General features: G+C 70.7%; 22 protein-coding genes and 2 pseudogenes. 10 read left to right on the plus strand and 14 right to left on the minus strand.

The window, feature by feature from the left end; genetic code table 11:
* Positions 1-37 precede the first annotated feature (37 nt).
* From FHS44_RS42440 to FHS44_RS26735, 6 genes are read right to left on the minus strand one after another with little or no spacing between them, the layout of a single operon-like run.
* Complete coding sequence (locus FHS44_RS42440) at positions 38-1,615, minus strand: fused response regulator/phosphatase (protein WP_184719458.1); 1,578 nt, start codon at positions 1,613-1,615, stop codon at positions 38-40.
* Complete coding sequence (locus FHS44_RS26715; RefSeq protein ID WP_184719460.1) at positions 1,612-3,327, minus strand: ATP-binding response regulator; 1,716 nt, start codon at positions 3,325-3,327, stop codon at positions 1,612-1,614. The genes FHS44_RS42440 and FHS44_RS26715 overlap by 4 nt, the downstream gene beginning before the upstream one ends.
* The gene (locus FHS44_RS26720) at positions 3,324-4,334 is read right to left on the minus strand and encodes an ATP-binding SpoIIE family protein phosphatase (RefSeq protein ID WP_184719462.1); all 1,011 of its coding nucleotides are present in this window, start codon (positions 4,332-4,334) and stop codon (positions 3,324-3,326) included. The genes FHS44_RS26715 and FHS44_RS26720 overlap by 4 nt, the downstream gene beginning before the upstream one ends.
* Complete coding sequence (locus tag FHS44_RS26725; protein ID WP_184719464.1) at positions 4,322-4,723, minus strand: anti-sigma regulatory factor; 402 nt, start codon at positions 4,721-4,723, stop codon at positions 4,322-4,324. The genes FHS44_RS26720 and FHS44_RS26725 overlap by 13 nt, the downstream gene beginning before the upstream one ends.
* Entirely contained in the window at positions 4,720-5,100 is a 381-nt protein-coding gene (locus FHS44_RS26730; protein ID WP_221461330.1) for an STAS domain-containing protein, read from the minus strand. The genes FHS44_RS26725 and FHS44_RS26730 overlap by 4 nt, the downstream gene beginning before the upstream one ends.
* The gene (locus FHS44_RS26735; RefSeq protein ID WP_376771611.1) at positions 5,100-5,960 is read right to left on the minus strand and encodes an STAS domain-containing protein; all 861 of its coding nucleotides are present in this window, start codon (positions 5,958-5,960) and stop codon (positions 5,100-5,102) included. The genes FHS44_RS26730 and FHS44_RS26735 overlap by 1 nt, the downstream gene beginning before the upstream one ends.
* Positions 5,961-6,857: 897 nt before the next feature.
* Here FHS44_RS26735 and hutI point away from each other — a divergent pair.
* The 6 genes and pseudogenes from hutI to FHS44_RS42760 all read left to right on the plus strand — a co-directional run.
* On the plus strand, positions 6,858-8,066 hold the full coding sequence (gene hutI, locus FHS44_RS26740; protein WP_184719469.1) for an imidazolonepropionase: 1,209 nt from the start codon (positions 6,858-6,860) through the stop codon (positions 8,064-8,066).
* 201 nt (positions 8,067-8,267) lie between these two features.
* Entirely contained in the window at positions 8,268-9,095 is an 828-nt protein-coding gene (locus FHS44_RS26745; RefSeq protein ID WP_312863825.1) for a ComEA family DNA-binding protein, read from the plus strand.
* Positions 9,092-11,482 (plus strand): ComEC/Rec2 family competence protein, encoded by a 2,391-nt coding sequence (locus tag FHS44_RS26750; RefSeq protein WP_184719471.1) that lies wholly within the window; start codon positions 9,092-9,094, stop codon positions 11,480-11,482. Before FHS44_RS26745 ends, FHS44_RS26750 begins: the two co-directional genes overlap by 4 nt.
* A 139-nt stretch (positions 11,483-11,621) precedes the next feature.
* Positions 11,622-12,050 (plus strand): protein-tyrosine phosphatase family protein, encoded by a 429-nt coding sequence (locus tag FHS44_RS26755; protein ID WP_184719473.1) that lies wholly within the window; start codon positions 11,622-11,624, stop codon positions 12,048-12,050.
* Positions 12,047-12,424, plus strand: a pseudogene (locus FHS44_RS42755) (hypothetical protein); the annotation flags it as partial. The gene FHS44_RS26755 and the pseudogene FHS44_RS42755, both read left to right, overlap by 4 nt.
* Before the next feature lie 150 nt (positions 12,425-12,574).
* Positions 12,575-13,168, plus strand: a pseudogene (locus tag FHS44_RS42760) (phosphotransferase family protein); the annotation flags it as partial.
* A gap of 8 nt (positions 13,169-13,176) precedes the next feature.
* Here the strand turns inward: FHS44_RS42760 and FHS44_RS26765 are convergent.
* On the minus strand, positions 13,177-13,335 hold the full coding sequence (locus FHS44_RS26765) for a hypothetical protein (protein WP_184719476.1): 159 nt from the start codon (positions 13,333-13,335) through the stop codon (positions 13,177-13,179).
* A gap of 101 nt (positions 13,336-13,436) precedes the next feature.
* Here FHS44_RS26765 and holA point away from each other — a divergent pair, with 101 nt between their 5' ends.
* Positions 13,437-14,420, plus strand: a complete 984-nt coding sequence (gene holA / locus FHS44_RS26770) for a DNA polymerase III subunit delta (protein ID WP_184719485.1) — start codon at positions 13,437-13,439, stop codon at positions 14,418-14,420.
* A gap of 48 nt (positions 14,421-14,468) precedes the next feature.
* Here holA and FHS44_RS26775 read toward each other — a convergent pair whose 3' ends face one another.
* From FHS44_RS26775 to FHS44_RS26785, 3 genes are all read right to left on the minus strand, one after another.
* A complete protein-coding gene (locus FHS44_RS26775; protein WP_184719487.1) occupies positions 14,469-15,356 on the minus strand; it encodes an EamA family transporter in 888 nt (295 codons plus the stop codon).
* A 144-nt stretch (positions 15,357-15,500) separates the two neighbouring features.
* Positions 15,501-15,770, minus strand: coding sequence for a 30S ribosomal protein S20 (gene rpsT, locus FHS44_RS26780; protein WP_184719489.1), 270 nt, complete (start codon positions 15,768-15,770; stop codon positions 15,501-15,503).
* Positions 15,771-15,942: 172 nt separating this feature from the next.
* Positions 15,943-16,959 carry a glycoside hydrolase family 18 protein gene (locus FHS44_RS26785; protein ID WP_184719491.1) on the minus strand — a complete coding sequence of 339 codons (1,017 nt, stop codon included), beginning with the start codon at positions 16,957-16,959 and terminating at the stop codon, positions 15,943-15,945.
* Positions 16,960-17,033: 74 nt separating this feature from the next.
* Between FHS44_RS26785 and lepA the strand changes: the two genes are divergently transcribed.
* Positions 17,034-18,875: a translation elongation factor 4 gene (lepA, locus tag FHS44_RS26790; protein ID WP_184719493.1), complete on the plus strand. Its 1,842-nt coding sequence runs from the start codon at positions 17,034-17,036 to the stop codon at positions 18,873-18,875.
* Between the two features lie 106 nt (positions 18,876-18,981).
* Here lepA and FHS44_RS26795 read toward each other — a convergent pair whose 3' ends face one another.
* A complete protein-coding gene (locus FHS44_RS26795) occupies positions 18,982-20,259 on the minus strand; it encodes a glycoside hydrolase family 18 protein (RefSeq protein ID WP_184719495.1) in 1,278 nt (425 codons plus the stop codon).
* Between the two features lie 158 nt (positions 20,260-20,417).
* On the opposite strand from FHS44_RS26795, the gene hemW reads away from it, so the two are divergent.
* Entirely contained in the window at positions 20,418-21,629 is a 1,212-nt protein-coding gene (gene hemW / locus FHS44_RS26800) for a radical SAM family heme chaperone HemW (RefSeq protein ID WP_184719497.1), read from the plus strand.
* 12 nt (positions 21,630-21,641) lie between these two features.
* Here hemW and FHS44_RS26805 read toward each other — a convergent pair whose 3' ends face one another.
* From FHS44_RS26805 to FHS44_RS26815, 3 genes are all read right to left on the minus strand, one after another.
* Positions 21,642-22,154 (minus strand): DUF4870 domain-containing protein, encoded by a 513-nt coding sequence (locus tag FHS44_RS26805; protein WP_184719499.1) that lies wholly within the window; start codon positions 22,152-22,154, stop codon positions 21,642-21,644.
* Between the two features lie 35 nt (positions 22,155-22,189).
* Positions 22,190-23,014 (minus strand): DUF3097 domain-containing protein, encoded by an 825-nt coding sequence (locus FHS44_RS26810; RefSeq protein WP_184719501.1) that lies wholly within the window; start codon positions 23,012-23,014, stop codon positions 22,190-22,192.
* A gap of 72 nt (positions 23,015-23,086) precedes the next feature.
* Entirely contained in the window at positions 23,087-23,842 is a 756-nt protein-coding gene (locus FHS44_RS26815) for a hypothetical protein (protein ID WP_184719502.1), read from the minus strand.
* Between the two features lie 182 nt (positions 23,843-24,024).
* Here FHS44_RS26815 and hrcA point away from each other — a divergent pair, with 182 nt between their 5' ends.
* Positions 24,025-25,038, plus strand: a complete 1,014-nt coding sequence (gene hrcA, locus FHS44_RS26820) for a heat-inducible transcriptional repressor HrcA (RefSeq protein ID WP_184719761.1) — start codon at positions 24,025-24,027, stop codon at positions 25,036-25,038.

A 25,038-nucleotide genomic window follows, 5' to 3' on the forward strand; every position in this document is an offset into this window, starting at 1 on the left:
CTGGGCCCCGTCCACCGTCTGCCGGTGGGCGGGGCCTCTAGCGTATGCCGCGCCGGAAGACCACCAGCGCCACGTCGTCCTCCCTGGCGCCGAACCGCCCGATCAGCCGCTCGCAGAACAGCTCAAGGTCGTCCTCGACCGTGTCCGCGAGCTGCCGTACGATCTCCAGGCTCTCGTCGAGGAGCTTGTCGCGGTCCTCGACGAGGCCGTCGGTGAACATCAGCACCGCCCCGTCCTCCGGCACGGTCAGCAGGTCCACCCGGTAGGTCTCCTCGGCCACGCCGAGCAGCAGGTTGCCGAGCCGGTCGTAGCGGGTCTGGCCGTCACCGATGAGCAGCGGGGGGATGTGACCCGCGTTGGCGACCTCCATGCTCCCGGTGGCCGGGTCGATGAGCGTCAGGCACACGGTCGCGGTCATCCCGGGGTGATAGCGCCGCAGCACGTCGTTGAGCAGGCCCATGGACGCGCCCAGGTCCACGGTGCCGATGAGCGAGGCGCGCAGCGCGTGACGCAGCTCCGCCATGACCGTCGCGGCGTGCAGGGAGTGCCCCTGGACGTCCCCGATGGCGATGAGCACGCGCTCGCCGAGCCGCAGAACCTCGTAGAAGTCGCCGCCGACCTCCACGTTGTCCACCGCGGGCTGGTAACGCCAGCTGATCCGTAGGCCGGGCACCTCGGGGATCCTGGAAGGCAGCAGACTGCGCTGCAGGGTGAGGGCTATCGCGTGCTCCTCGGCGTAGGCGCGCAGCGCGTCGAGCGCCAGCGCCAGTGCCTGACCGAGCTGCCGCAGGACGTTCGACTCGTCCTCGACCAGCTCCGGCGCCGCCTCGACGCCGAGGAACACCGGTGGCCTGCCCGCTTTCGTACGGCACAGCACCGCCCGCACGTCACCCACGATGGCCGCGTCGGGCAGCAGCCGCAGCCAGTCGCCCGCGGGGACGGTGAAGACCTGGGTCCCGGTCGCGTTGCCCAGCGACATCGCGCCCAGCGCGGGCAGGGTGCCCGCTGTCACGTTCCTGGAGACCGCGCAGTCCGGGGGCAGCGCGGTGTATCTGCGGGTGCGCCCGTCGGGTGGCAGCGCCATCGTGCCCGCCTGCCTGCCGAGGATCCTGGAGGCGCCCTCGACGGCCGTGACCAGGAGTTCGTCGAAGGTGGCCGCCGAGTTCATCGCGAGGGTGACCTCGGTGAGGGCCGCCAGCCGCTCGGCGATCCGCTCGGCCCGCTGCCGGGCCCGGTAGTAGCGCAGCGTCGCCTCGACCGTCGCGGCGAACTCGTCCGGCTCGACCGGCTCGGCCAGGTAGGCGTCCGCCCCCCGTTCGAGCCCGTGGGCCCGGTCGGCCGGGGTGATCGCCGCCCCGGAGATCTGGACGACCGGGATCGAGGCGGTCGTGGGATCGGCCTTGATCCGCTCACACACCTCGTAACCGCTGATGTCGGGCAACCGTACGTCCAGGACCACCAGGTCGGGCCGCAGCTCCCTGACCTTGGCGAGCGCCTCGACACCACCGGTTGCCTGCATCACCTCGTGCCCGGAGCGCCGCAGCCAGCTCGACAGGATGTACAGCTTGGTCGGGGTGTCGTCGACGACGAGCACCCTCGCCTGTGCCTGGTTCACCGAGTGTCCGCCTGTTCCAGGGCGCTGCGCAGGGCCGCCAGCAGGCTGTCCCTGCGCAGCCCCTGCTTGGGGACGACCGCGCTGGCCTCCTGCGGATACTGGTGCGAGCCCGCCGCGGTCACCATGACGACCGGGATCCGCCGCAGCCGCTCGTCCTGCGCCATCCGCTGCAGCAGGGCCGCGCCGTCCAGCCTGGGCATGAGCAGGTCGACCAGGGCGAGGTCGGGCGGGTTCGCGGCCATCGTCTCCAGCGCCACCAGGCCGTCGGCGGCCTCGTCCACGTGCGCGGCGACCCCGGAGAGCATCCGCCGTACGGTCGCGCGGAACTCCGCGTCGTCGTCGGCGACGAGAACCCGTCCGACGGACGGCACCGCGTCGTCCCGGCTGGGCAGCCTGACCGTGACCGTCGTCCCCTCACCCGTCCCGCTGGACAGCCTGAGCGTGCCGCCCATCGCTTCGACAAGCCTGCGCGCGTACGGCAGGCCGAGCCCGGTGCCCCTCGTCCTGACCTGGATCGGCCCCGGCACCTGGTAGAACTCCTCGAAGACCCGCTCCTGGTGCTCCTCGGGCACGCCGATCCCGGTGTCGGTGACCAGGAGGACGACCTCGTGGGTCGCGGCGTCGAAGCCGACGTCGAGCGCGACCTCGCCCTCCTCGGTGAACTTCAGCGCGTTGGACAGCAGGTTGCGCAACACCCGGGTGAGCATCGTCTCGTCGACGACCATCTCCCGGGCCTCGGGCGCGATCCGCGTCGTCAGGCGGACCCGGGTGCCGCCGGTCGGGTGCAGCGCCATGCGCAGCCGTTCGGCCAGGGCGACCAGGTCCACCTGGGACGGCTGCGGGTCGAGCCGCCCCGCCTGCGCCTTGGCCATGTCGAGCAGCTCGCTCACCAGGTTGAGGAGCGTCTCGGCCGAGGAGCCGATCAGTTGGATCTGGTGGATCTGCTCGTCGGCCAGCGGCTCCCCGCCGGGTCCGACCAGGAGCCGCACCAGCCCGATGATCGAGTTGAGCGGGGTACGCAGCTCGTGGCTGACCGTCGCCCAGAACCGGTCCTTGGCGGCGCTCGCCTCCCTGAGCTGGGCGGACTTCTCGTCCAGCTCGGCGTAGAGCGCGACGACGCCGCGGTTGGTCTCCTCCAGCTCCTCGGAGAGCTGGTTGTACAGCGCCAGCACGCCCTGGTTGGTCTCCTGCAGCTCGGCGTTGAGCTGGATGACCTCCTCCAGGGTCGCCGCCAGTTCGCGGTTCTGCTGGCGCAGCTCGTCCAGGACGGTGGTCGGGGTCAGTCCCGCGAGCTTGGCACGTATCTCCTTGGCCGAGGGCTTCGGTCTGCCCGGAGGGAGCCGTTTGAGCATGCCTATCGTCCCCCTGGCGGGATCCAGGTGGATCGCGTCGACGAGACGCCCCGCCAGCGTCACACCGTCCGCCGTCTGGAGGGCGGCCTGCTCGGGCAGACCGATCCTGACGACCAGGCTGTCCTGTCCCGCGGCGTCCTGCCCCAGAAGGAAGGTGGCGAACGTCTCCGCCCTCGCGCCCAGCACCTCGCGGCCGATCTCGCTCAGCGCCGTGGCCATCCGGATCTGGTCCTGGGGGTCGAGACCGACGGCCTCGGCGACGTCGCGGCCGAGTTTGCGCATGGCGAACACGTCCTGCTCGTCCCTGACGGGCATGCCGATCAGCTCTTCGCCGTCCCGGACCGGGTTCTCCCGGTTCATCTGCCGGGCCTCACGGCCACCACGCAGGCGTCGTCCCTGCGCGTGCCCGCGTCCCTCAGCAGGGTGGCGGCCACCACCGAGGGAGTCCGGGTGACGAGCCCCGGGTAGGAGGTGATGTCCCAGCGGTCGGACAACCCGTCCGAGTGGAGCACGACCATGCTGTGCGGCGGCACGGTGTACTCGTACTGGCGCAGGGTCCTGGCCTGGTGGCCCGCGATCCCCGGCACCGAGATCATGCCCTGCCTGCCGTCGTGGCTCGCGATCCAGGCGGAGACGTTGCCGAGGCCCGCGAAGCTGACCGTGCCCGCGACCCGGTCCACGTGGGCGACGGCGACGGCCCCGCCCCTGGTCTGGGGCAGCCCCCGATGGATGCGCCCGAGGATGTCCACGGGCGCCAGGGCGGTGTGCTCGGCGAACAGCCGTACGGCCTCACGTGAGGCGTGGGCGGCGGCCTCGCCGTGGCCGAGACCGTCGCAGAGCATCACGGACGCCGAGGTGTCCGAGTCCGAGATCGCGAACGCGTCACCGCAGACGCTCTCCTCGCCGATCGGGCGCGTCACGCCGCTGACCCGGCAGGCGGGCTTGGGCCCCTGACGTGCGGTGAAGTACATGCCGAGCACAGTGCCCCGTCCGGGCACGGAGTGAACCTCGTAGCCGGTCGCCATCCGCGCGATGCCGCCCATGCCGATGCCGAGGGTCCCCGCCGTCGAGTAGCCGTCACGCAGGGCGCGGGCGACGTCGCGCATCCCCGGGCCGCGGTCGACGGCGACGATCTCGATCGCCGAGGTGAGCTCGGGGTGGGGGCGGATCAGCATGGTGCCCTCGACCGCGTGCTTGACCAGGTTCGAGGCCGCCTCGCTCACGGCGACGGCGACCCGTCCCGTGTCCTCCTCGTCGAACCCCCGGTTCTCGGCCAGCACGACCGCGGCGCGACGCAGGGCGCCGATCGCGCTGGCGTCCTCTGCCCTGGCCCACACGTCGTTCTGGGAGACGATCACCTCGCCCATTTCGTCACCGTGATGAGCGTTCCCTCCCCTGGAGCCGACTTCAGGTCGAACTCGTCGACCAGCCTGCGGGAACCGCTGAGCCCGAGGCCGAGGCCGCCGCCGGTGGTCCACCCGTCGACGAGGGCCTGCTCGATGTCGGGAATGCCGGGCCCCTCGTCGCTGAAGGTCAGACGCAGGCCCTTACGCAGGCCGTTCTGCACGATCTCGACGCGGACCCGGCCGCCGCCCGCGTAGACCAGCGCGTTTCGGGCCAGTTCGCTGGCCGCGGTCACGACCTTGGTCTGGTCGACGAGAGACAGCCCCACGTCAACAGCCGCGGTCCTGACGTGCTGGCGCACCAGGACGACGTCGTTGTTGCCGTTGATGGGCAGCTCGGTGGGGGTGGTCACCGGGCGGCCGTGGTGATACGGGGAGCTTCGAGGTGTTTCAGCAGTGCGACGCCCTTCTCGAGGTTCAGCGCGGTACGCACGCCGCCGAGGGAGAGCCCGAGCTCCACGAGGGTGATCGCCACCGCGGGCCGCATCCCGACGACCACCGTCTCGGCGTCGAGCATCCGGGAGATCGCCGCGATGGTCGCCAGCATGCGCCCGATGAACGAGTCGACGATCTCGACGGCGGTGATGTCGATGATCACACCGCGGGCGCCCGTAGCGACGACCTTGTCCGCCAGGTCCTCCTGCAGGGCCAGGACGCTCTGGTCCTGCAGGTCGATCTGGATGGAGACGATCAGGATGTCTCCGAGCTTGAGGACGGGGACGCGGTCCATCACCCCTCCTCTGTCCGTACGGCGACGCGGGTCCTCCTGCTGACGAACTCCACACCGCTCTCCCGCAGCGCGTGCGCCAGGGCGTCGGCGAGGGAGGCCTTGGTCACGATGTCGCCGAACTCGATGCCCAGGGTGACGATGGTGTGGGCGATCTGCGGGCGGATGCCGGAGATCACACACTCGGCGCCCATCAGCCGCGCCGCGACCACGGTCTTGAGGAGGTGCTGGGCGACCTGGGTGTCGACCGCGGGCACGCCGGTGATGTCGATGACGGCGTGCTCGGAGCCGGTGTCGACCAGCGTCTGCAGCAGCTTCTCCATCACCACCTGGGTCCTGGCCGAGTCGAGCGTGCCGACCAGCGGAACCGCGACGATGCCCTCCCAGAGCTTGACCACCGGGGTGGACAGTTCGAGGAGCTGCTCCGCCTGGTCGACGATCACCTTCTCCCTGGCGGCCGAGTAGTTCTCGATGGTGAACAGTCCCAGGTCGTCGATGAGCTGGGAGAACCAGACGAACCCCCGCAGGGCCTCGGGGGAGCCGTCGGTCTCGATGAACTCGTAGACCGCCTCCTTGAGGCCGAACACCACGATGGCGGTCTCGGAGGGGGTGAATCCCTGACGGGCACGGTTGCGGGACAGCTCGGCGAGCAGGCCGCGCAGGTCACTGGAGTCGCCCCCCTCTCCGAGGGACTGCAGGAGCGCCTGGAACAGTTCGCGCAGCTGCGCGGCGAGGTCGGCGCGGTCCACGTTGCCGGTGGAGGAGGATCCCGCTATCTCCTGCCAGCGCCGAAGGACGCGCTCCTCGTTGTCCTGGAGCAGCTGTTCTATGCGACGCCGACCGGCGTCTGCGGGGACGGACAAGGTGACTCCCATGCGTACGGCTTGAGGACAGCTCGCACGAAAGGCTACATGGTATGTCCTGCTTAAAGCCTGTTTTGGGAGGTGGGGGGCAGTGTCATGGGGGCGGGGTTTCCCGGCCGGGTTTTCTCGCGGGGTTTCCTGGTCAGGGCTTCTCGTCAGGGCTCCCGCCGGGTTTCGCGGTCCGGTTTCCCGGTAGGGGTGGTGAACGTCACCTTCGCGTCCGCCGGGGTTCGCCGGTTCGCCGCCGGGCTCTGGTGGGGTTCGGGACGGGCTCCTGCGATGGGTGGCTTTGACGGACTTCGCGCCGATGCGTGACTGGTCGGTGGCCGCGAGGCATGATATGAGGACCCGATTTCAACAGCCTAGATAGATGGCATGTCCAGTTTCAATGGAAAAGCTTGCCTTGATGGGGCTATGTGGGGTGCACTATTGGTCGGTGAAAACCGTACAAAAGCCCCAAAAGCGACAGTGGTCGGGCAAGGTTTGGATTGCTACCATAAGGCAAATCCAGCGGAGAGCTGGGGTGCAAGTTGCCTCGGCGACCGCTGTTACCGATGGTCAAGAAGTGGCTTGAGCTGCGTGAACGTGTTCAGGTCGCACGGGGCCGTGTAGCCGGTGGGTCGGGTGTGGCCACGGTGAAGCGGTGGTTCTTCCCAATTAGCCTGTACAGCGAGCTCACTTGTGAAATAACGTAACTGAACTGAAATCGCCTGATCATGATCTCGGCGATACTGTCGCCGCACAACGATATGCGGATGAGAGCAGGAGACCCCCGATGTCGTCCGGACTCACAGCGAATCCAGCAGGCATGACGCTCCGCGTCCGCCAAGCCGGTTTGCCGTCTCCGGTAACGGCCTCCCTCCCGATGTCCTTCCCTGCGTGCAAGGCTGTGATGCGATGACGGTCCGCCTTCTGACCAACATCGGCCGTCTCTGGACCGGCAACGATGTGTGCAGCAATGCCGCGATCCTGGTGCACAACGACCGGATCGCCTGGGTCGGGCGAGCCGCGGACCTGCCACAGAGCGTCCCCGGCGTGGTCGACGACATCGTTGACGTCGACCATGTCGAGAACCTCGGCGGTGCGCTGGTCACCCCCGGCCTGATCGACGCCCACACCCATCCGGTGTACGCGGGCAACCGCTACGCCGAGATGGCCATGCGCTCCGGCGGATCCAGCTCCTCGGCGATCACCGCGGCCGGTGGCGGCATCGGCTCCACCGTCACGGTGACCCGCGGCACCGACCCGTGGACCCTGTGCAACGGCGTCCGCGAACGCCTGCGCGAGTGGCTGCTCGCCGGCACCACGACCGTCGAGGCCAAGACCGGCTACCACCTCACCCGCGACGGTGAGCTGGCCGACGTGCGACTGCTGCGCGAGCTCGAGAAGGAACCGATGATGCCGCGCGTGCACGTCACCTTCCTTGCCGCGCACGTCGTCCCACCGGAGTACTTCGGCCGTCAGCGCGACTACGTCGAGGCGGTCGGCGCCTGGTGCGCAGACGCCGCGGCGGCCGGTGCCGACAGCGTCGACGTCTACTGCGACGAGGGCCACTTCACCACCGACGAGGCCCGCTGGGTCCTGGCGTCGGGCCGCAACGTCGGTCTGCTGCCGCGCGTGCACGCCGGTGCCTACAGCCGTCGCGGCGCGGTTCAGCTCGCCGCCGAGCTCGGCTGCGCCTCGGCCGACCTGCTCCACCACACCTCGGACGAGGACATCTCGCTCCTGTCCCGCTACGGCGTCCCCGCCGTGGTCTGCCCGGGAACCGCGCTCCAGCGCGGCAGCCTGCCGCCGGTCAGGCGCATGCTCGCCCAGGGTGTCACCGTCGCGCTCGGCAGCGACCACAACCCCGGGCACTGCGGGATCACCTCGATGGCCCTGGTCATCAGCCTCGCCGTCGCGGCCTTCGGGATGAGCGTCGGTGACGCACTGCGTGCGGCGACGCTCGGTGGCGCGACCGTGCTCGGCGTTCCCGACCGCGGCGTCCTCGCTCCCGGCAGGCTGGCCGACATCGTCCAGTGGGACGCCGACCACGAGGGAGCCTTCGCCTGGGCGTTCGGTCTCAAGCCGCGCCGGGTCTGGCGCGGTGGCACCCCCGTCCAGTAACCAGCTTCCCGGTCCCTGACGCCGGTCGGGACCGGGGCTCTGTACGTCCGGCGGTGACGGGAATGTAACTTCCCGCTTCCCGTCCCGCCGGTCCTCCTCTCGAAGCACGGTTGTCCACAGGCCGGTCACGGGGTCCGGAGTTTTCCACAGAACCGCGTTCGGTAGCCGGAGGGGGTGCGGCGGCGCCGTACCGTCCTGGGCGTGCGGACAACAGATCAGGACACCGACCGACTCAGGGCCGGGGCGCGGCTACGGTTGCTGACGTCTCCCGGCTCCCCAGCGTCCTTCGGAGACGGTCCGGGGGAGGCGTCGGCTCGCCGCTCCGACGGTCCCGCCGGCTGGTCGCGGTCGGTCCCGGCGCCGCCGTTCCCACCCTCCTTCGAGGCTCTCCGTACGGCTGTCGCGGCCCAGGGGCCGGTGTTCGGGGTCAGCCGTTCCGGGCTGCGCGTCCTCGTCCTCGTCGCGCTTGTCGCCGCCGCCGTCGCGGGCGTCCACCTGTGGCTGTCCCGCCCTGAGCCAGAGGCCCTCTCCCCGCCCGAGGCCGTGCTGGAGAAGAGCACGCCGTCTCCGGCGGCGGTCCGGGCCGGGGTTCCAGAAGCCACGGAGACTCCCAAGGTCACCGTCCACGTCACCGGCAAGGTCCGCCGTCCCGGGGTGATCACCCTGCCCGGTGGCTCCCGCGTCACCGACGCGCTCCAGGCCGCCGGAGGTGTGCGCGGAAACGCCTCGGCCGGTTCCCTCAACCTCGCCCGCAGGGTGGTCGACGGAGAGCAGATCGTCGTCGGGGCGCCGGGGCTCTCCGGCGTCGCCGTGCCCGCCCCCGCCGATCCGGCGACCGTCGTCCTCGACCTCAACACCGCGACCCCGCAGCAACTGGAGCAACTGCCGGGGGTCGGCGAGGTGCTGGCCCGGCGCATCATCGAGTACCGCGACAGTCATGGGGGCTTCCTCAGGGTCGAGCAACTGCGTGATATCAGCGGCATCGGCGATCGGAAGTACGCCGAGCTGAAGGACAGGGTCCACACATGACCGGCCTGGTTCCCGGCCAGGGCGCTCCCACGAGGACGCACACCCCGCACCTGGTCCTGCCCGCCCTCGCCTCCTGGGCGACCGCCCTCGTGCTCGTCGGCTGCTCCGCCTCCACGGGCGCCTGCGTGGCCCTGGCCGCTCTCGGTGCCGCCCTCCCGGTGGTGGCGACGACCCGCGCCGGGGGAGGTACGGCCCGGCGCGGGGAGGGCTGGTGTGGGGCGGTGCTCGCCGTGCTGGTGTGCGTGGCGGCCGTGGCCGGGGTGGTCGCCCTCCACGTGCACGCGGCCGGCACGGGGCCGGTGGCCGAGCTGGCCGGAAGACGGGCCTCGGTGACGTTCGAGGCGGTGGTGACGGACGACCCCCGGGAGCGTGTCCAGCGCGGCGGTCTCTCCCGCAGAAGCAGCTTCGTGGTGCCCGCGCGCGTCGAGATGGTCAGGGAGACACCCGGCTCGCCAGGAGGCCGGGGGAGCGGGGTGAGGCTGCGGGCCTCGGTGATCCTGCTCGCCTCGGGAGAGGAGTGGCGCTCCCTGCTGCCCAGCCAGCGCATAGCCGTGCGCGGGCGGTTCGAGACCGCCGAGCCCGGTGAACTGCTCACCGCGGTGGTGCTGGTGCGCGGACCGCCCCGGGTGCTGGGCGGACCGTCATGGGTCCAGCGCGTGGCGGGAACGCTTCGCGCGGGGCTGCGTGAGGCCTCGACGGTGCTCCCGCAGGACCAGCGCGGCCTGCTACCAGCGCTGGTCGTCGGTGACATGTCCCAGATGGACAGGCAGGTGAAGGCCGACTTCAAACAGGCCGGTCTCAGTCACCTGACGGCCGTCTCCGGGGCCAACCTCGCCGTCGTGGCGGGGGCAGCCGTCGCGCTGGCCAGGATCACGGGCCTTCGCCTGCCGCTCAGGGCGGCGCTGGCCGTTCTCGCCATGGTCTTCTTCACCGTCGTCGCCCGGCCCTCGCCCAGCGTGCTCCGCGCCCTGCTCATGGGCGGCGTCGCCGCCCTGGCACTCGGCACCGGCCGCTCACGCGACGGGTTCGCGGCGCTGTCGGTGACCGTTCTCGGCCTGATCCTCTTCGACCCCGTCCTCGCCCGCTCCTACGGCTTCGCCCTGTCGGTCTTCGCCACCGGCGGCATCCTGGTGCTCGCGCCACGCTGGCGGGACCGGCTCGCCAGGAGGCTGCCCCGCTGGGCCGCGGAGGCGGTCGCCGTGCCCACGGCGGCCCAGGTCGCCGTCACCCCGGTGCTGGTCCTGATGTCCGGGCAGATCGCGCCCGTGGCGATCCCCGCGAACCTGCTCGCGGGCCCCGCCGTGGCCCCGGCGACCCTGCTCGGATTCACCGCCGCGCTGGTCGCGCCGCTGCACATGGGCGCCGCGCAGCTGCTGGCCCGTCCCGCGGGGCTGGCCACCGGCTGGATCGTCGGCGTGGCCGAGCGCGCCGCTGACCTTCCCCTGGCGGTGCTCCCGTGGCCGGGCGGTCTCGCCGGACTGGCCGCGCTGCTGGTGGCCGCTCCGCTGGCCGTGCTGGCGTTGCGGCACCGGTGGTCACGCCGGATGGTCGCCGCCGTGGCCGTAGGGGCACTCCTCGCCGTCGTCGTGGCCGGGTCGGTCGTGCTGCGCCGCTCCTCCGGAGACTGGCTGCTGGTCGCGTGCGACGTGGGCCAGGGTGACGCGCTGCTGGTCGCCGCGGGCCCCGGGCGCGCCGTGGTGGTGGACACCGGCACCGATCCCGTGCTGGTGGACCGGTGCCTGAGATCCAGGGGGATCAGACAGGTCCCGCTCGTCGTCCTCACCCACCCCCACTTCGACCACGTCGGTGGGCTGGAGGGGGTCTTCCGCGGCCGCTCCGTGGGGGCGGTCGTCGTCACCCCGCGCGATGTGGCCGAGCGCGAGAGCGTCCGGCTGAACACGGACCTGACCCGGCGCGGGATCGCCGAGTGGACGGCGCGGCCCGGGACGAGGTGGTGCTTCGGCCCCTCCGAGCTCACGGTCCTCGCGCCGTGGGGCGAGACGCCCCCTTCAGGAGGAGGGGAGGGCACGACCATCAACAACGCCAGCGTCGTGCTGCACGTGCGCTGGGCGTCCGGTACGGCGCTGCTCAGCGGGGACGTCGAGACCGAGGCGCAGGCCGAACTGCTCAGGAGGGGCCTGCCACGGGCCGACATCCTCAAGGTTCCCCATCACGGTTCGGCGAGATACGACCCCGGCTTCCTCGCGGCCACCGGCGCCCGCGCCGCGTTGATCAGTGTGGGGGCGGGCAACGACTACGGCCATCCGGCGCCCTCGACCGTCACCGGGTTGCTGGCACTCGGCATGCGGGTCTACCGGACGGACCTGTCGGGCGCCCTGACCGTGGTCGCCCGGGGGACGGGGCTGGCCGTCATCAGGGAGAGGTGAGCCCTTGACCTGTTGGACGCCCTGGGACGTCTCAAGGACATCCTGGGACGCTCCTGGATGTCCGGTAGACGTCCTTGGATGTCGCCGGATGCCCGTGGAGATCCCTGGACGTCCCCGGCGGGGCGTTAGGCTCTGTCACATGATCACCAAATGGGATGTCGCGACACCGGGGGTGATGCGACTGCCGTCGGGACGGCTCGTCCGGGGCAGGGGGCTCCGATACCCGCTTCCCGAGGGAGAGCAGCCGACCTTCGGGCTCTACCTCCTGGGACACCGTCCTTCCGCCGTCGACTGGAACCACCGCTGGCTCCGCTGGCCCGACTTCTGGCTGCCCTCCGACCGCGCGGAGGCCGTCGAGGCACTGCGCGAAGTCTGGGAGCGTGCCGGGAGTGAGCGGGTCGAGGTCGCCTGCGGCGGTGGGCGTGGCCGTACGGGCACGGCCCTGGCCTGCGTCGCGGTGCTGGACGGGGTTCCCGGTCCCGAGGCGGTCGCCTACGTCCGCGAGCACTACGCCTCGAAGGCCGTCGAGACGCCCTGGCAGCGTCGCTACGTGTCCCGCTTCCCGTGATCCCGCCGGACGGCCTGCTGGCCCGGCTGCTGCCCGACGCGCCGGAGGACCTCGTCATCCACGAAGGACAGTTCCACCGGGTGGTCGTCGGCGCCGACCGGGTCGTGTGCCTGCCACGCACCAGGGCGGCGGCCTCCCGGCTGCCCCGGCGCGCGGAGACCCTACGCCTGCTCGCCGAACTCGACCTCGGCTTCGCCACACCCGTACCCCTGCTCGAACACGGCGTCGGGTGGTCGTCCCCTGAACGCGGGGCTCGTGACACGGACGGACAGCCGCTGTCTGAACACGGCATCCGGGACGTGGGTGGGCGGCCTCTGCTCGGACCCGGCTCCGGGGGTGAGGGCGGTGCTTGGGATGTGGGCGGGGAGCCTCCTCCCGGACCGGTTGCCCGGAGCGCGGGCGGGCGGTCGTTGTCTGAACACGGCACCCAAGATGTGAGCGGGGGGCCTCTGCTCGGACCCGGTACCCGGAGTGTGGGTGAGCGGTCGTCGCTTGGACACGGGGTTGGGATGGGCGGGTGGTCGTGGCTTGTTCTCAGCCGGGTTCCCGGGGAGCCGCTTGTGGAGGACGTGCTCGCGGATCCCGAGGCGGCCGAGACTGTGGCGGCGCAGTACGCCACGTTGCTGACCGCGTTGCGCGGAGCGGGGGCGGACGAGAGGGCGCGGGCCGTGCCGGTGGAGCCGCAGGGCCGCTGGCGGCGTTTCGCGGAGGACGTCAGAAGCGAGCTGTTCCGGCTGATGTCGGTGGACGGGCGGCGGCGGGCCGAGCGGGAGCTCGCGGCCCTCGACGACCTTCCCCATCTCACCGACGCGCTGGTGCACGGTGACCTCGGCGCGGAGAACGTCCTGTGGGAGACCGTCGATGGCCTGCCCCGGCTCGGCGGGGTGGTCGACTGGGACGAGGTCACGATCGGCGACCAGGCGGAGGACCTGGCGGCGATCGGCGCCGGGCATGGCGCGGCCCTCCTGGGGCGGGTGCTCGCCCTTGGCGGCTGGTCCGGCGACACGGCCGCCCGGGTCACGGTGATCGGCCGGACCTTCGCCCTGCAGCAGGCCCTGTCCGCCTTCCGGGACGAGGACGAGGAGGAACTGGCCGACGGCCTGTCCGGCTACCGCTGAGCCCGGGGTCAGGCCGGGACGGCGGCCTTGAGGGGGCGGTGGAACTCGGTGTCGATGTCGGCGGCGTAGAGGGAACGGCCACAGGGGGCACAGCGGTACATGATGGGCCCCTCGTCGAGGGCCGTGCCGCAGCGCGGGCAGGTGTGACGGCTGACGGTGGAATTCATCGGGATGTCTCTCTCCTCTGGTCATCCGGAGTGTGCCGCACACCACCTGCAGATGGATTGCGAATCGCTTGTCGATTGCGACTCGACCGGCGGTACGTGGCATGCTGCTGGGCATGGCGGCGACCAACCCAGCACCGGTGACCCTGGTAGTCGGCGACGAGGAGCTGCTCGCGGACCGCGCGGTCGGCGAGGTGGTGGCCGCGGCGCGGGCGGGTGACCCGGGGGCCGAGATCCACGACCTGCTCGGCGGAAAGGTCGAGCCGGGGGAGCTGACCCAGCTGACGTCGCCGTCGCTGTTCGGCGACAGGTCGGTGGTGGTGATCCGCTCCGCGCAGGACCTCGCCAAGGACGTGATCGCCGAGATCGTCTCCTACGCCGCCAGCCCGTCGGAGGACACCGTGCTGGTCCTGGTCCACCCGGGCGGGGTCAAGGGCAAGGCACTGGTCGACGGCGTCAAGAAGGCCGGGGCCCACGTGGTCACCGTGACCAAGGTGACCAAACCGGCCGAGCGGCTCGCCTTCGTCAAATCCGAGCTGAGGCGGGCGGGACGCACCATCGGCGGCGACGCGGCGACCGCGCTGCTCGACGCGGTGGGCAACGACCTGAGAGAGCTCGCCGCCGCCTGCAACCAGCTCGCCTTCGACACGCCGGGCAAGACCATCGACGAGGCCGCCGTCGCCCGCTACCACCGGGGACGAGCCGAGGTCAGCGGGTTCACCGTCGCGGACTCCGCGGTCGAGGGGCGCCTCGGTGACGCCCTTGAGCAGCTGCGCTGGGCATTGTCCACCGGTACGGCGCCCGTGCTGCTGGTGAGCGCGCTCGCGGGCGGTCTGCGTTCGCTGGCGAAAGTCGGCGGGGCACCACGCAACCTGCGGGGCGGGCAGCTCGCCAGCCACCTCGGGATGCCCCCCTGGAAGATCGACCGGGTCCAGCGGCAGTTGAACGGCTGGGGCCCCGAGGGCATCGCCCGCGCGCTCCAGGCGACCGCGACGGCCGACGAGCAGGTCAAGGGCGGCGGCGCCGACCCCGCCTACGCCCTTGAGCACATGGTCCAGATCGTCGTGGCCAGCCGTACCGGCCGATAAGGGCTGTGTAGTCGGCTCGGGGAAACGCGCCAAGGTCCACGGAGAGGATCATTCGGGAGCCGGGCGGACGCGGGGGCGGAGGGGAGCGGGGAACTGGCCCGCGACCGTTGCGGTGAGTGCCAGGAGGAAGCCGGTGAGCTGGAGCGGGCTCAGGGACTGGTTCAGGACGATCCAACCGGCGAGCGCGGCGGTGAGCGGGCTGAGGGTGCCGAGCAGGGAGACCTGCGGGGGCGCGAGACGGCTGACCCCGCGGAACCACAGGCTGTAGGCGGCTGCCGTACCGACGAGACCGAGCCAGAGGTAACCAGCGACGGCGGCGCCGTCCAGCGCGGGCGGCGGGCCCTCGACGGCGAAGGCGACCGGGGCGATCATGAGGCCGCCCGCGGTGAGCTGCCAGCCGGTGAGGGCCAGGTCGCCGACGCCGGGCGGCTTCCCCCACGCGCGGGTGAGGACGACCCCGGCGGCCATGCCCGTGGCGCCGAGCAGGCCCGCGGCGACTCCCGTGGCGTCGAGGGCGGCGTTCGCTCTCAGAACCACGAGGGAGACGCCGACCGTGGCCGCGATGGCCGCGGCGATCCGGTGGATCGGGACGCTCTCGCGGAGCACGGCGCGGGTGAGTCCGGCGACGATGAGCGGCTGGATGGAGCCGAGGACCGCCGCGACCCCACCGGGCAGCCGGTAGGCGGACAGGAAGAGCAGCGGGAAGAACAGGCCGATGTTGAGCGCGCCGAGCACCGCGGCGCGCCACCACCAGTCGCCCCGGGGCAGCGTGCGCGTCACGGCGACCAGGAGCAGCCCCGCTGGGAGCGCGCGCATGAGGGCGGTGAACAGCGGGCGCTCCGGTGGGAGCAGCACGGTGGTCACGACGTAGGTCGTGCCCCAGACCGCCGGGGCGAGCGCGGTGACGGCCACCAGGGCGGCGCGGGGGGAGGGCACGGGATCTCCTTCGGAAAGCTCGACGTCAATTGACTTAGCATTGAGTTAGTTGACATCAAGCTACAAGGCCGTGAACCTCTGGAAAGGGGACAAAAGCAAGAACGCCGCGCCCCGCATGGGGCACGGCGTCCTGGAGAACCTGGATTACTTGGCCGCGAGGGCGGCGACGCGCTGGGCGATCGCCGACTTGCGGTTGGCGGCCTGGTTCTTGTGGATGACGCCCTTGCTGGCGGCCTTGTCCAGCTGACGGGAGGCGGCGCGCATGAGCACGACGGCCTCGTCGACGTTGCCCTGCTCGGCGGCCTCGCGGAACTTGCGGACGGCCGTCTTCAGGGAAGACTTGACAGCCTTGTTACGCAGCCGGGCCTTCTCGTTCTGCCGGTTGCGCTTGATCTGGGACTTGATGTTCGCCACGAAGAAGCCTCGGTGAATGTCGTTGGAGTGGGGCGCGCGGGCAGAGAGGGCGCGCCACACGCAGTTGAATAGGCTACCAACCACCCGGGTCGTCGCTCAAATCGACAACCTGGGCGTAGGAGTGTCCACCTAGCTTACCGTGCCCGCCTCCGGCCGCGTACGCGCACCGCCGTCAGTGCCCGGGAGGCTCGGGGTTGAGCCAGGACTCGTCGTACTCCTTCCAGTCCTCGGCCGTGGCCGCGAAGTCCACGTAGAGCGCCAGCCCGAACAGCTCCCGGCGTGTCCCGTGCGAGGTCAGCGCCAGCCTGGCGCCCTGGGCCGCCGTCGCGACGCTCTCCGCCGCGTCCCCCCACACCACGCCGTGGTCGTGGTAGGCGGGGGCGCCGATCAGCACCGTCCTGTCGTCGGGCACGAGGTCGAGGGCCAGGGTGCCCTGCCGTACGACGTGGCCGCCGTAGAGGAGAGCGGAGGGATAGTAGGAGTCGTAGGTCATGATGGCCACCTGGTCGGTACGGGAGGCCACCTCCTTGAAGTAGTCCGGGGACCAGTACTTGTCGTGGCCGATGGCCAGGCGCGCGGCGGGCCGGGTGAGCGGGAACGGCTCTATCTGGGGCGTCGAGACCGACAGCGGGGCCTTGCCGAGGAGTTGGCGGGTCCGGTCGAGCAGGTCGAGGAACCCGGCGTCGCCGTCCCCGACCGGTTCGAAGTTGTAGTGCACGCCGTCGTAGCCCACGGCTATGACCGCGCGGGCGCCGTCGAGTATCCGCTGGCGCGCGGCCGCGTCCCCGAGGCTGAGACGGCCGTCCACCTTCTGCCCGAGCCACGCCGAGACCCGGACGTCCGGTAGCTGCGCGCGCACCTCCTTGAGGAAGGTCGCGGCCCCCGCGTACTTCTCGGGGGGAAGCGTGCCGTCGAGGTCGAACGGGCCGGAGTGGACGTACAGGTCCTTGATCCCGGTCTTGCGCAGCCGTACGGCCAGAGCCTTGACGTCGGCCGCGTCCTTGCGGCCGTCCACCCACATGTGACCGAGCCACAGGGCGTCGTGGCCCGTGCTCTTCGCCCACGGGGCGGCCGTCCCGGTAAACTGGATCGTGAGGGTGGCCGCGACCACCCCGGGCAGCACAAGGAGCAGGGCGGCGACCGCCACGAGAAGGCGTAGGCCGCGTCGTGCTCTGGTCCGGGTAATCACCCGGACATGTCACCATGGAGAACGGCTGGTATGCCAGTCGTAGATCGTCGTCAATCCCGTCGAAACGGACACCGGTGCGCATTCAGCCTGGCCAGACCGATCCCGCGGTGATCCGCAACTTCTGCATCATCGCGCACATCGACCATGGCAAGTCAACGCTTGCCGACCGCATGTTGCAGATCACCGGTGTGGTCGACGACCGCTCCATGCGCGCCCAGTACCTCGACCGGATGGACATCGAGCGCGAGCGCGGCATCACGATCAAGTCGCAGGCGGTCAGGCTGCCGTGGCAGGTCAACGGCACCGAGCACGTTCTCAACATGATCGACACTCCCGGGCACGTCGACTTCACCTACGAGGTCTCCCGCTCGCTGCAGGCGTGCGAGGGCGCGATCCTGCTGGTCGACGCCGCGCAGGGCATCGAGGCGCAGACCCTGGCCAACCTCTACCTGGCCATGAACAACGACATGACGATCATCCCGGTGCTCAACAAGATCGACCTCCCGGCCGCCCAGCCGGAGAAGTACGCGGCGGAGATCGCCCACCTCATCGGCTGTGAGCCCGAGGAGGTCCTGAAGGTGTCCGGCAAGACCGGCGTCGGCGTCAGGGAGCTTCTCGACCACGTCGTCGAGAAGGTCCCCGCCCCGGTCGGCGAGGCCACCGCCCCCGCCCGCGCGTTGATCTTCGACTCGGTCTACGACACCTACCGCGGCGTGGTCACCTACGTCCGGGTCATGGACGGTCACCTGGGCAAGCGTGAGCGCATCCTGATGATGTCCAGCGGCGCCACCCACGAGACGCTGGAGATCGGCGTCATCTCCCCGGAGCCCAAGATCGCGGACAAGGGGCTCGGCGTCGGCGAGGTGGGCTACCTCATCACCGGCGTGAAGGACGTGCGTCAGTCGCGGGTCGGTGACACCGTCACCTCGGGCGCGCGGCCCGCCGCCGATCCGCTCAGCGGTTACGAGCACCCCAAGCCGATGGTGTTCTCCGGCCTCTACCCGATCGACGGCGACGACTACCCCGAGCTGCGCGAGGCGCTGGACAAGCTTCAGCTCAACGACGCGGCCCTGGTCTACGAGCCGGAGACCTCCGCGGCGCTCGGCTTCGGCTTCCGCTGCGGCTTCCTCGGCCTGCTCCACATGGAGATCGTCAGGGAGCGCCTCGAACGCGAGTTCAACCTCTCCCTCATCTCCACCGCGCCCAACGTGATCTACCAGGTGATCATGGAGGACGGTAAGGAGTTCACGGTCACCAACCCCTCGGAGTTCCCCACGGGCAAGGTGGACAGGGTCTTCGAGCCGATGGTCAAGGCGACCGTGCTGGTCCCCTCCGAGTTCATCGGCGCCATCATGGAGCTGTGCCAGAACCGCAGGGGCAACCTGCAGGGCATGGACTACCTGTCCGAGGACCGGGTCGAGATCCGCTACACCATGCCGCTCGGCGAGATCATCTTCGACTTCTTCGACCAGCTCAAGTCCCGCACCCGCGGTTACGCCTCGCTCGACTACGAGCCCTCGGGCGAGCAGGAGTCCGAGCTGGTCAAGGTGGACATCCTGCTCCAGGGTGAGGCGGTCGACGCCTTCAGCGCCATCGTCCACAAGGACAAGGCCTACTCCTACGGTGTCGAGATGGCCAAGAAGCTCCGCGAGCTGATCCCGAGGCAGCAGTTCGAGGTGCCGATCCAGGCGGCCATCGGCGCCCGGGTCATCGCGAGGGAGAACATCCGCGCCATCCGCAAGGACGTCCTCGCCAAGTGCTACGGCGGCGACATCTCCCGTAAGCGCAAGCTGCTGGAGAAGCAGAAGGAGGGCAAGAAGCGGATGAAGATGGTCGGCCGCGTCGAGGTCCCCCAGGAGGCCTTCGTCGCCGCGCTGTCCACCGAGTCCTCCTCCGCGGACAAGGCGAAGAAGTAAAGCGACGCCCCCGTCCGCGTTCTCAGCGGACGGGGGCGTCGTGGGGTGGTGCGGGCGGGGGCGCCGATGACCCAGGATCGCGGCCCCGCCCGGTCTCAGGGGCGCCTCAGCGCAGGACGCTGTAGAGCGCCGAGGTGAGGGACGCCTTGCTGTCGTCCTGGTCGATGGACCACATCATCGAGCCGCCCAGACCCCGCAGGCGGATGTAGGCCGCCTTCTGCAGGACTGTGGCCGGGTCGTCGTAGGACCAGAACTCGTTGCCGTCGTAGAGCCAGTTGGCGCCGGTCAGCACGTCGCGGTAGCGCTTGCCGGGCTTCTTGACCAGGTTCTTGTAGTCCTCGGTGCCGGCGCCCCAGGTGCCCTGGGCGGGTCCGGTCGCGGGCTTGAACAGGCCGTTGCCGCCCGCCGTCACGCCGGTCCAGCCCTGGCCGTAGGCGGGGATGCCGACCACGATCTTCTTGGCGGGGGCGCCGCGGGTCAGGTAGTCACGCACGGTCTGCTCGACGCTGTACTTCACGGTGTTGGGGTCGCGCCGGTCGGTGAACAGGTTGCCGTTGTGACCGGTGATCGGGTCCCACGAGCCGCGCAGGTCGTAGCCCTGGATGGTGGCGAAGGTGAGGTTCTTGAAAACGTCACGCACCTCGAAGCCGGCGTCGATCTTCGGCCCGCCCGCGGGCAGGAAGGCCGTCAGCTCGCTGCGCCGGTCGTAGCGGTCGAGCTGGCGGCGCAGCTCGGTGGTGAACAGCGTGAAGTTCTGCTTGTCCTCGGGCCTGATGACGTTGCCGTCGTTGCCCGCGCTGCCGGGCCACTCCCAGTCGAGGTCGATGCCGTCGAACACACCGGCGCCGGTGCCCGCGGCGGTGTCGGGCAGGTTGCCCCGAAGCCACAGGTCGATGCAGGAGGCGGCCAGCCTGGCGCGGCTCTGCGGGGTGAGGACCGCGTCGGAGAAGTACTTCGAGCCGGTCCAGCCGCCGAGGGAGATCAGCGCCTTGAGGCCGGGGTGCTTGGCCTTGAGCTTCTTGAGCTGGTTCAGGTTGCCGTTCAGCGCCTGGCCGGGCGCGTCGGCGACGCCGTCCACGCTCTGCTCGGCGGGTACCGGCCGCTGCCAGTCGGCCCAGGCGTCCGAGGAGACGCAGTCGCCCTCGGCGCTCACGGATCCGAAGGCGTAGTTGATGTGGGTCAGTTTGGCCGCTGCGCCGCTGGTCTCCACGTCCTTGACGTGGTAGTTGCGGCCGTAGACGCCCCACTGGATGAAGTAGGCGACCCGCTTGAAGCGGTCACCGTGGCCGGTGGTGGTCTGGGCCTGGGCTGTCGCCGGGGCGGCGGTGGCCGCGAGTCCGGCGGCCAGTGCCACGGCGAGCGTGTTCCGGAGGAGTCTCTGCACGGGCTTCTCCACGTTGCCTGGGGGGCCTTGGGGGGTGGAACTTATAGGAAACTTTCCTTTAAGTTTTCCCGGATCGTAGACTGGGGCGATCTGCCCGTCAACGGTCTGGCGTGATCTCGCGTACCGGGCACCGCGTCCGGGGCGGCAGACTTGGTCACGTGCCATCCACACTTCCCGACGGCGATCCCGTTCCCCCCTCAGGTGACCTGCCCGAGGGCGCGCTCGACGGCCTGGGGGAGCGGCCCTTCGGCTTCTACGTCCACGTGCCCTTCTGCGTGACCCGCTGCGGCTACTGCGACTTCAACACCTACACCGCCTCAGAGCTGGGCCCTGGCGCCTCCCGCGAGGACTACGCGCACACAGCCATCCGCGAGGTACGGCGGGCACGCGCCAACCTCGGTGACGTGGACCTGCCGGTGGAGACCGTGTTCTTCGGCGGCGGCACCCCGACCCTGCTGCCCGCGGCCGACCTGGTCCGGATCCTCGCGGCGATCGGGGAGGAGTTCGGCCTGGCGCCCGGAGCCGAGGTGAGCACGGAGGCCAACCCCGAGTCGGTCGATCCGGCCTACCTGGAGGAGCTGCGCGGCGGCGGGTTCAACCGGGTGAGCTTCGGCATGCAGAGCGCCCGCGAGCACGTGCTGCGGGTGCTCGAACGGGCCCACACCCCGGGCCGTCCCGCCCACGCCGTCGCCGAGGCCCGCGCGGCGGGGTTCGAGCACGTCAACCTGGACCTGATCTACAGCACGCCGGGGGAGAGCGACGACGACTGGCGGGCCTCCCTGTCCGCGGCGATCGAGGCGGGGCCCGACCACGTGTCGGCCTACTCGCTGATCGTCGAGGACGGCACCAGGCTCGCGGCCAGGATCCGCCGCGGTGAGCTGCCGATGCCGGACGACGACGTGGCCGCCGACCGCTACCTCATCGCCGACGCCATGCTCGCCGAGGCCGGGTTCGAGTGGTACGAGGTGTCCAACTGGGCCACCTCGGAGGCGGCCCGCTGCAGGCACAACCTGCTGTACTGGACCGGTGGCGACTGGTGGGGGGTCGGCCCCGGCGCGCACAGCCATGTCGGGGGCACCCGGTGGTGGAACGTCAAGCACCCCGCGGCCTACGCCCAGCGCCTGACCGCCGGAGTCTCGCCCGCGCACGCCCGCGAGGTGCTCACCCCGGGCGACAGGGCGGTCGAGCGCCTGATGCTGGAGCTGAGGCTCTCCGCGGGCTTCCCCCTCGGCGAGCTGGACAGGCCGAGGGTCGTCGCCAGGGCGCTGGCGGACGGCCTCCTTGAGGTCGAGCCGTTCAAGACGGGACGGGCGGTGCTCACCCTGCGGGGCCGCCTGCTGGCCGACGCCCTGGTGCGCGACCTGACCTGATCGGGTACGGCCTCAGCTCACGAAACGGATGTTCAGCGGATAGCGGTAGTTCTCCCCGCGATAGGCCGCGACCGAGGCGATGATCATCAGGATGACCGAGCCGATCCAGAGCAGCGGCATCAGCAGGAAGCCGATCAGCACGAAGGCCAGGAGCCAGGAGACCAGGTAGGCGATCATCAGGCTGAGCTGGAAGTTCAGCGCCTCGGCGGCCTGGGCCCGTACGTAGGGGGCCTCGTCCCGCTTGGCGAGGTAGAGCACCAGCGGGCCGACGAAGGACGTCAGCAGGCCGAGCAGGTGGGCGAGCATCGCCATGGTCGTGTCGTCGCTGCCGGGCCGCGGGCCGTACCCGCCGTAACCGGGACCGTAGCCGCCGTAGCCGTACCCCTGCTGGCCGTACGGCCCGGCGCCCTGGGGCGGGTATCCGCCCTGGGGCGGGTATCCCTGGCCGGGCTGGGGGCCGGGCCAGGCGCCGTACCCCAGTCTGGTGTGCTCCTCGCGCGGGAACGGCTCGGGGGTCTCGCTCATGGCCTCTCCTTGAGGGTCCTTGAGGAACGGGAGGTTCAGTCGTCCTGGGCGGGGTCGGTCACGAAGTCGATCAGGCGCTCGACCGGGCCGAGAAGCTCGGGTTCGAGGTCGGCGTAGGTGGATACCGCCCCGAGGATGCGGCGCCAGGCGTCGGCGGGTTCGACGCCCCAGCCGAGGGCGGCGATGACGCCCTCCTTCCAGGGGAGGCCGCGCGGCACCACCGGCCAGGCGGGGATCCGCAGCGTGGACGGCTTGACGGCCTGCCAGACGTCCACGAACGGGTGCCCGACGACCAGCACGTGGGGCGAGGAGACCTCCGCCGCGATCCGGCTCTCCTTGGACCCGGCGACGAGGTGGTCGACGAGCACGCCGAGACGGCGCTCGGGGCCGGGCTCGAACTCCGCGACGATCTCGGGGAGGTGGTCGACGCCTTCGAGGTACTCGACCACGACGCCCTCGACGCGCAGGTCGTGACCCCAGACCTTCTCGACCAGCGCGGCGTCGTGCACGCCCTCCACGTAGATCCTGCTCTCCCTGGCGACCCGGGCCCGCAGGCCCTCGACCGCGATGGAGCCCGAGGCGCTGCGCCGTGGCCCCCGGGAGTCCGGGGACACGGCGGCGGGCCGTACGAGCGTCACCACTTTGCCCTCAAGGAGGAAGGCGGCGGGGTCGAGCGGGAACAGGCGCCGCCGTCCGAAGCGGTCCTCCAGGGTGACGGCCTCCTTGTCGCAGGCGACCACGGCACCGCAGAAGCCGCTCTCGGCGTCCTCGACGACCAGGTCGGGCTCCGCGGGGACCTGGGGGATCTTCCCCTTGAGGGGGCGGCGCCAGTTTCCCGCCAGCACGTCACGCTCGTACATCACCGACCGTCAGCCACCTCTCGCAAGGGATCACGTCGGACGGTAGCAAAGAGCGGCGGCGCGGAGCGGTTCTCACCTGCCGTACGGTCCCGGCTGGCCCCACTGGCCGGCGGCGGCCGCGGCCTGGCGCTTACGGGCGCCGCTGCGCTTGACCAGCACGACGATCGTCACGAGGACGGCCAGCAGGAATCCGAGGCCCGGCACCGCGAACAGCACCACCGTGCCGCCGATCACGGAGTCGGCCGCGATCTCCCTGCCCACGCCGAACTTGGCGTCGACCCCGCCCGAGGTGGTGCAGGTGATCGGGTAGTCGCCCGCCTTGTCCACCCCGATCCGCAGGGCCAGCTCCCACACCTCCCCTCCGGTGGTGGTGACGGTCTGCTGGAAGTTCGGCCGCTGGAGCTTGACGGTCCCGGGGGCGCCCTCGATCTGGCACTCGAAGTTCGTGCCCTTGGCCGCGGAGACGTAGATGGCGGGCTTGTTCGCCGGGTCGATGCTGACTGTCGTCTTCTCGCTGGGGCCGAAGTAGGAGGCCGGGGCCGCCTCGGTGACCGCGCTGAAGAGACCGCCCGCGAAGCCGACGAAGCCAATGATCACGCTCAGCACGAAGACGAGCCACGCGCCGACGATCCAGCCGATGCTGGGCTTCACCTTCGGCGGCGGGCCCTGCGGAGCGCCGTATCCCGGGGGCGGGTAGCCGTAGGAGGGGCCGGCCTGCTGGTACTGCTGTTGCTGCTGGTGGGGCTGGCCGTACGGCTGCTGGGGGGCGCCGTAGCCGGGGCCGTGCGGGGCGCCGCCGCCGGAAGGGGATCCGAAATCATTGGACATATACCGAATTGTGGCCCTTACCGCTTGGATAGCGATAGCAGCTGACTTGACAATGGCTTGCTCCCGCTCATCCTGGTGCCGTGTTCTCGCACCCCCCGGGCTGGAGCCGTACACTTGGCACTCGGGAACACCGAGTGCCAGACCTGGCGTTTCCCGTCCGAGGCAGGTAGGAGGTGAGCACGTTGGTTGACGACCGCAAACTGGCGGTCCTACGCGCCATCGTCGAGGACTACGTGTCCACCAACGAGCCGGTCGGCTCGAAGGCTCTCGCGGATCGCCACAACCTGGGCGTGTCACCCGCGACCATCCGCAACGACATGGCGGTGCTGGAGGAGCAGGGCTACATCGCCCAGCCCCACACCAGCGCGGGCCGGGTGCCGACGGACAAGGGCTACCGGCTGTTCGTCGACCGCCTCTCCCAGGTGAAACCGCTGTCCGGCGCGGAGAGACGGGCCATCGAGAGCTTCCTCGCGGGCGCCGTCGATCTCGACGACGTCGTGATGCGCACGGTGCGGCTGCTGGCCCAGCTGACCCGCCAGGTCGCCGTGGTCCAGTACCCCACGATGTCCAACTCCAAGATCCGCCACGTCGAGCTGGTCCCGCTGAACGAGCGCCGCCTGATGTTCGTGCTCATCACCAACACCGGGCGGGTCGAGCAGCGCGTGGTCGAGCTGCAGGAGGTCATCGACGACAACCGCGTGGCGCATCTGCGCGCGGTGCTCAACGCCTGTCTGGACGGCTGCGGGCTGGCCAGTGTTCCCGACATGGTCGCCGACCTGCCCGAACGGCTCCCCGCCGAGGACAGGCCCGTCGCGGCCACCATCCTGTCCGTCCTGTTGGAGTCCCTCGTGGACCGACATGATGAGAAGATCGTCTTCGCGGGGACCGCCAACCTCGCGGGGGCCGACTTCACCGTCGGGCTCCGCGACGTGCTGGAGGCCCTTGAGGAGCAGGTGGTGCTCATGCGCCTGCTCGGTGAGACCTCGGACCTGTCGGCGCTGACGGTGCGCATCGGCTCGGAGAACCCCTACACGGGTCTCCAGGGCACGTCGATCGTCGCCGCCGGGTACGGTTCGGGTGGCAAACAACTGGCCCGGCTCGGTGTGCTGGGTCCGACACGTATGGACTACCCGGTCACGATGGGCGCGGTGCGCGCGGTGGCACGCTACGTCAGCCAGATCCTGGCTGCATCCTAA

The organism is Streptosporangium saharense, from assembly GCF_014203715.1.
Lineage (GTDB): Bacteria > Actinomycetota > Actinomycetes > Streptosporangiales > Streptosporangiaceae > Streptosporangium > Streptosporangium saharense.